This window comes from Streptomyces sp. SBT349 (assembly GCF_001083795.1).
In the GTDB taxonomy this organism is placed as follows: Bacteria; Actinomycetota; Actinomycetes; order Streptomycetales; family Streptomycetaceae; genus Streptomyces.
Genome location: NZ_LAVK01000385.1, coordinates 1 through 6,678, shown reverse-complemented (window position 1 = coordinate 6,678; position 6,678 = coordinate 1). Strand labels below are relative to the sequence as shown.

The following is a 6,678-nucleotide window of genomic DNA, read 5'->3' as shown; positions in this document are numbered from 1 at the left end:
GTCGGCGCTCAACCCGGTGCAGCGGGTCGGCGACCAGATAGCCGAGGCGCTGCTGGTGCACGACCGCGCGCTGTCCACGGCGACGGCCCGGGCCCGCGCGGTGGATCTGCACGGCGGGACGGGGGGCCGGATCCGGAGCAGCGCGGCATCGCCCTGCACAACCTGGCCGTGCTCGCCCACGCCACCGTCCTCGAAGGCCGCGAGACGGAGGTCCCGCCCGGCAGGAGCCAGTGGGAACGCGCCTACGCCGCCTGGCGCCTGGCGCTGGACGACGACGCGGGCTGGCGCCTGCTCGACGGCCGCATCCGTGAGCTCGGCGACCCCCGGCTGCGCGCCGTCTCGGCCGCCGCCGTCCGCGAGGCGCTGCCGCGGGTTCTGCTCACGATCCACGCGGCGGAGGCCGTCCGCGCGGCCCGGGTCAGGGGCGGCGACGCCGCCGCGCGCCAGCATGTCGCCGTCATGAAGGGGTTCGTCCGGGACTCCACGGTCAAGGCGGTTCTCGCCGAGGCCACCGCGCCGGTCGCCTCCGCCGTCAGGCTGCGGATCGACACCGCGGCGGGGCCGGGCGAGGCGCCGGGGGTGCTGATCCGCGCGGCCGGCGCGCTGGTCGACGACTCCGAGGCGGACCTGCGGGTGCTGCGCGTCGTCCTGGGCGCGAAGGACCCCGTGGCGGCGGGCGCGGCGGACGCCGTCGCGTCCGCCGTCCATGTGCGGGCGGTCGCGTGCGTCAACAAGAAGGCGCAGGACGAGTCCGCCGTGGGCGACCCCGACCTCACCGCGGCCCTCGACCGGCTGCGGGCGGCCCAGCGCCTCGCCGCCAGCGGGCATGTCCGCGTTCCGATCGAGCGGGACCTCGGGGTGCTGCTGGCCAACGTCCTGATGCTCTCGTGCACGGAGGCGGTGCGGAACGCCGAGGCCGCGCCCAGGGCCGGGGTCCGGCACGCCGACCGGCTGCTCTCCGACGCGGAGCCCCGCCTGGACGAGCTCAGGGAACTCCGCCTGAACGCCGAGGACTACGCCAAGGTCCGCGACACGGTGGCTGCGGCGGCCTGCCAGGCGCTCGCGGGCTACTTCAACGCCACCGGCGACGTCGCCCCGGCCATCGCCGGGTACCGCAGGGCGCTGACGGTGGCGGTGAGCGCCGAGGGCCGGTCGGTGATCCAGCAGAACATCGACACGCTCGCCGCGGCGGTGCCGTCCCACCTGCCGTCGGAGTGGTGGGACGGCGCGGCCTCCGCGACGGGCAGCTGCCGCCGGTGCGGCCGGAGGGAGTTCATGCCCGAGGACGGCTACCCCTACTGCGACATCTGCGTGGCCACGGGTGCGCGGGGCGGGGGTGGCGGCAGGGAGGTCTCCCCGGTGGCCGCGACGGCCGGATGCCTCGTCGTCCTGGCGGGGATCGTCGCGTTGCTCGTGGTCCTCCTGACCGGCTGACCCGGCCCCGTTCCGTTCTGATCCGTTCCGTTCTGACCCATTCCGTTCCGTTCCGATCCGGCCGTCAACTCCCGAAGAACGAGGTGTGATGTCACAGTTCCCGCCCGGGGCGGTCGCGCTCGACGCCCGCGCGCTGGCCGAAGTAGCCACCGCCGCCTGGAGACTGCACAACAAGGTCGTCGCGTCGGTCGGCGAGACGCCCCCCGGGGTGCGGTACCACTCGCAGGCGCTGGTGGACGCCCTCGCCGAGAGCGGCGTCCAGACGCGTTCCTACGACGGCACGGCGTTCGATCCCGGCCTGCGGATGCGGGTCCTGGCCTACCAGCCGACCCCGGGTCTGACGCGCGACGAGGTCATCGAGACCGTTCGCCCGGCCGTCTACCTGCACGGCGCGGCCATCGCGATGGGCGAGGTCATCGTCGGCACCCCACCGGAGGACGAGCCGGGCGGCCAGGACGAGCCGCGGAGCCAGGAGAACCAGCAGAGCCAGGAGAGCCCGCAGAGCCAGGAGAGCCCGCAGAGCCCGCAGAGCCCGCAGAGCCCGCAGAGCCAGGAGAGCGAGGACGCGGAGCGGTGACGCGCACGACCATCGACATCGGAATCGACCTCGGGACCACCAACAGCGCGGTCGCCGTGCTGCACGACGTGCGGGCCGAGGTGATCAAGAACAACGACGGGGACGAGACCACCCCCTCCGCCGTCTGGATCGACCGCAGGGACCGCCTCTACGTGGGCCGGGCGGCCCGGGACCGCGCCGAGCGCGACCCGGAGAACACCTGTCTGGAATTCAAGCTGCGGATGGGAACGGCGGGGCAGGACAAGGTCTTTCCCGCCTCGGGCCGCACCCTCACCCCCGAACAGCTCTCCGCGGAGGTCCTCACCTCGCTGCGCACGGACGTCACCACCCGCCTCGACGAGGAGGTCCGCGCGGCGGTGATCACCGTGCCCGCCGCGTTCGGCCTCGGCCCGTGCGAGGCCACCCAACGCGCCGCGCGCCTCGCCGGGCTGACGTTCACGCGCCTGCTCCAGGAGCCGGCCGCGGCGGCCCACGCCTACGGCTTCCAGGCCACGGACGAGAACGCGATGTGGCTGGTCTACGATTTCGGCGGCGGCACGTTCGACGCGGCCGTGATTCGGCTGCGGGACGGCGAGTTCTCCGTGGTCGGCCACCGCGGGGACAACTACCTGGGCGGCAAGCTCATCGACTGGCGCATCGTGGAGGAGCTGTTGATCCCGGCCGCCGCCCGGCAGGTGCCGGAACTGGCGGGGCTCGCCCGGGGCGACCGGCGCTGGCTCGGTGCCGTCTCCGCGCTCAAACAGGCGGCGGAGACCGCGAAGATCAGGCTCTCGCGCACCGCGACGGCCGACATCTTCGTGGAGCTGGCCGACGACCGGGGCCGGCGCTTCGAGTTCGACCACGAGCTGCGCCGCGAGGACGTGGAACGACTGGCCGAGCCGTTCGTCACCCGCTCGGTGAACCTGTGCCGCACGGCTCTTGAGGAGTTCGGCGTCGGCCCCGGTGACATCGAGAAGACCATCATGGTCGGCGGCCCGACCGCCATGCCGTTCCTCCGCGAGCGCCTGGCCGATCCCCGGGAGGGGCTCGGCATCCCGCTCGACTTCGGCCACGACCCGATGACCGTGGTCGCGCGCGGCGCCGCGATCTTCGCCGGGGCGCAGCCGCTCCCCGAGGATTGGGGCGCACCCGAGACGCCGCGCGCCGGGGCGTTCACCCTGCGCGCCGAGTATCCGCGCGTCAGCCCGGACATCGATCCGGTGGTGGTCGCCCGTGTGACGGGGCCCGACGGCGCGCCGACCGCCGGGCTCGCCGTGGAGCTGGTCAACGAGGGGTCGGACCCGCCGTGGCGCAGCGGCAGGATCTCCCTGTCCGAGCGCGGCGACTTCTCCAGCACGCTGCGGGCCGAGCGCGGCCGAAGGAACACGTTCCTCGTCCACCTCACCGACTCCTCCGGCACCCGCTGGCCCGTCACGCCCGACCGGCTGACCTACACGGTGGGCTCCTCGGAGGAGGAGCCGATGCTGACCCACGCCATCGGCGTCGCCCTCGCGGACAACCAGGTGCGCGGCCTGGTGGAACGCGGCGCGCGGCTGCCCGCGCGGCGCACGACGCCGTTGCGCACCACCGTCACCGTGGACCGGGGGCACGGCGGGGGCCTGATCCGCATCCCGGTCCTCGAGGGCGAACGGCCGCGCGCCGACCGCAACCGCACCATCGGCTCGATCGAGGTGGGCGCGGACCGGGTGAGCAGGACCGTTCCCGCGGGCAGCGAGGTGCAGCTCACGATCGAGATCGACGCCTCCAGGCTGGTGAAGGTCAGCGCCTTCGTGCCGCTGCTCGACGAGGCGTTCGAGACCACGGTCAGCCTGCTCAGCGAGCCGGGGGCCGAGGCGGGGGAGCTGGCGCGCGAGGCGGAGGCGGAACGCGCCAGGCTCGCGGAGCTGACCGTGCGCGGGCGGACCGTGGACAGCCCGGTGGCCGGGCTGCTGCTCCAGCGGATCGAGGACGAGGACCTGCTCGCCGAAGTGGACCGGGCGATCGTGGCCGCCCGCCAGGACCCGGCCGAGGCCGGGCTGGCCACCAGCCGCCTGCTGGACCTGCGGCTCGCCCTGGACGCGCTGGAGGGCGAGCTGGCCTGGCCGGAACTGGTACGCGAGGCCGAGGCGCTCATGGTGGAGGTCCGCGACCTGGTCGCCGCGCACGGCAGCGAGACGGACCGGGCCGATCTCCCCCTGTTCGAGCAGGACATCGCGCAGGCGGTCGACTCCCGCGACGCGGACCTGCTGCGCCAGCGGACGGAGCGGCTGCGGGAGCACGCGCTGCGGATCCTCGACCGCGCCGGCGTCCTGCAACCGCTGATCTTCGACAACCTGGCCCGCCACCAGGACGGCATGCGCCACCCGGGACGCGCCGCCCGCCTGATCGCGGACGGCAGGCGGGCTCGCGACGAGGGGGCGCAGGAGCGCCTGCGCTCGATCAACATCGAGCTCCAGACGCTCCTTCCCGAGGCCCCGCCGCCCCCGGTCCTCGGCTCCGGCTCCACCGTCCAGGGCCGCTGAGCGCGGGCGGCGTGGGTGCGGTGCGGTGCGGTGTGGGGGCGGGGTGGGGGCGGTGCGGTGCGGTGCGGGGTTTCCGGGCTCGGCCGCCCTCGCCCTCGCCCTGGCCCTCGACCTCAGGCGGACATGAAGTCCAGCACCAGCCGGGCGGTGTCAGCGGGGCGTTCCAGGTTCGGCAGGTGCCCGGCCCAGGGCAGCTCCGTGTGGCGGGCGCCGCCGACGACCTTCGGCAGCCCGGCCGCGATCTCCCGGAAGTCGGGGAGGTCGTGGGCCCCCGAGACGGCGAGCGTGCGGGCGGTGATGGCTCCCAGGTCGAACGCGGCGGGGAGCGCGTCGACGTCCTCCCCCGCCAACTGGACCTCGAACGCGCGCCGTTGCATCAGGCGGACCATGGCCCTGGTGTTGCCGTCCGCCTCGGGGCCGAGCCAGGTGCTGACGTTCAGCTCGACCGCGCCCTCCAGGTCGCCCGCCTCGATGAGCGCCGTCTCCCGCTCGTCGAAGTCACGCAGCGTGGCCGAGGGTTCGTGCGTGGGGGAGGCGGTGTTGAGCAGGGCCAGTGACCTGACGCGTTCCGGCCACCGGGCCGCCAGCTCCAGCGCGACCTTCCCACCGAAGGACGAGGCCACGACGGCGGTCTCCGCGATGTCCAGCTCGTCGAGCAGCGCGTGGACGTCGTCGGCGTCGCGGTAGGGCACGTCGGCCGCGGGGGTGTCGCCATGGCCGCGGAAGTCGCAGCGTATGACGCGGAATCCGGCGTCCAGCAGGATCCGCCACTGGGGATCCCACATCCTGCGGTCGCAGACCGAGGAGTGCAGCAGAAGCAGCGCGGGGCCCTTCACGGCGTGGTCGTAGTCGTGGGAGAGGAGTGGGAGGGGCACGCGGTGACCCTACAACTAAAGTTGACCTTCGGCGGGGGGAATTCTAGACCTTCGTCAGCTGTGCGGTGCCCCTCTCCTCACCTACCGTGATCGCATGAGGTCAAGCGAGACAACAACGGGGGAGACGGGGGTCACGGTGGGGACGGCGAAGACCACGGAGCTCGGCCTGTCCCTCGTCGACCGGCTGCTGATCATCGTCGGCGCGCCCGTGCTGGGGGCGCTGCTGGGGATCGTGCTGCCGTCCGTGGCCGAGTGGGCGGCGGACCGGCCATGGCTGCCGGTGCCGGGGCCGTTCGAGGTGATCGCGTCCTTCGAGGGCCGGTGGGTCGCCATCGCGCTGGGCGGGGCGGGACTGCTGCTGGGCCTGGTGGGCGCGGCGTTCATCGTCGCGTCCTGTCTGAAGGTGACGCTGTCCGACCAGGAGATACGGGTGGAGAAGGACAGCAGGACCCGCATTTTCGCCCGGCAGGACGTCGGCACGGTGTTCATGGACGGCAAGCAGCTGGTGATCCTCGACCGGGAGACACGCCAGCTGATGCGCGAGGCGTACGAGGGCCGGGCCGGGGACCTGGCGTGCGGCTTCGGCGGCCACGGCTACCCGTGGGCCGAAGGGGGCGATCCCTACGAGGAGTTGTACCGGCGCTGGGTGCCCGACCATCCGGATCTGCCGCCCGCGGCGAACGCGGTGCTGAAGGCGAGGGAGAAGGCGCTGGAGAAGAAACAGCGCGATGACGTGACGGAGTTGGGGGAGGAGGTGCAGAAGCTGGGCTTCGTCGTCCGCGACAGGTCGTCAAGGCAGTACTGGCGTCCACTTGCGGGCCGCTGAGCGGGGAATACTCCCGGCATGTCGGTGAACGGAACAGACGCGTACCTGGGCATCAAGGACCTGCCACCTCTGGTGGCGCGAGCGGTGAAGGTGGCCCGGGGACAGGGGTTCGCCTTCTCCTGCCGCCCCGAGCAGGGACGGCTGCTGCATGCCCTGGCGGGCGGCGCGTCCAGTTCCATCGGCGAGACCGGTACCGGGTGCGGGGTGGGCCTGGCCTGGCTCACCTCGGGGGCGGGTCCCGGCGTGCGGCTGATCAGCGTGGAGCGGGAGCCCGAGCTGGCGCAGGTGGCGAGCGAGGTGTTCGCGGACGAGCCGCGGGTCACCGTGGTGCGGGGGGAGTGGCGGGAGATCGGGGAGCACGGGGCGGTTGGCCTGCTGGGGGTCGGCCTGTCTCTTTTTAACATCTCCGAGCCCACCAGAATAAAGCGAATATCGTATGCCGGCTTTTGCTTTAAAAAAAAAAAA

The 6,678-nt window shown here is 73.2% G+C and carries 6 protein-coding genes; 5 read left to right on the top strand and 1 reads right to left on the bottom strand.

Annotated features, from left to right (window positions below):
• Positions 1-168: 168 nt before the first annotated feature.
• The 3 genes from ADY01_RS30755 (at position 169) to ADY01_RS30745 (ending at position 4,512) form a co-directional block, all read left to right on the top strand.
• Positions 169-1,434: a hypothetical protein gene (locus ADY01_RS30755; protein WP_049579994.1), complete on the top strand. Its 1,266-nt coding sequence runs from the start codon at positions 169-171 to the stop codon at positions 1,432-1,434.
• 88 nt (positions 1,435-1,522) lie between these two features.
• Positions 1,523-2,011, top strand: a complete 489-nt coding sequence (locus ADY01_RS39450) for a hypothetical protein (RefSeq protein ID WP_053171380.1) — start codon at positions 1,523-1,525, stop codon at positions 2,009-2,011.
• A complete protein-coding gene (locus ADY01_RS30745; protein ID WP_049579993.1) occupies positions 2,008-4,512 on the top strand; it encodes an Hsp70 family protein in 2,505 nt (834 codons plus the stop codon). The genes ADY01_RS39450 and ADY01_RS30745 overlap by 4 nt, the downstream gene beginning before the upstream one ends.
• Positions 4,513-4,625: 113 nt before the next feature.
• Here the strand turns inward: ADY01_RS30745 and ADY01_RS30740 are convergent, their stop codons facing one another.
• The gene (locus tag ADY01_RS30740) at positions 4,626-5,387 is read right to left on the bottom strand and encodes an alpha/beta fold hydrolase (protein WP_049579992.1); all 762 of its coding nucleotides are present in this window, start codon (positions 5,385-5,387) and stop codon (positions 4,626-4,628) included.
• 94 nt (positions 5,388-5,481) lie between these two features.
• Between ADY01_RS30740 and ADY01_RS30735 the strand changes: the two genes are divergently transcribed.
• Positions 5,482-6,213 carry a hypothetical protein gene (locus ADY01_RS30735; protein WP_063784420.1) on the top strand — a complete coding sequence of 244 codons (732 nt, stop codon included), beginning with the start codon at positions 5,482-5,484 and terminating at the stop codon, positions 6,211-6,213.
• An 18-nt stretch (positions 6,214-6,231) separates the two neighbouring features.
• The coding region (locus tag ADY01_RS40020) for a hypothetical protein (protein WP_049579990.1) at positions 6,232-6,678 on the top strand (447 nt) is incomplete at its 3' end.

Bases quoted from the DNA above. Each gene is read 5' to 3' on its own strand.
- ADY01_RS39450 (WP_053171380.1), top strand. From the start codon at position 1,523: ATGTCACAGTTCCCGCCCGGGGCGGTCGCGCTCGACGCCCGCGCGCTG.
- ADY01_RS30735 (WP_063784420.1), top strand. From the start codon at position 5,482: ATGAGGTCAAGCGAGACAACAACGGGGGAGACGGGGGTCACGGTGGGG.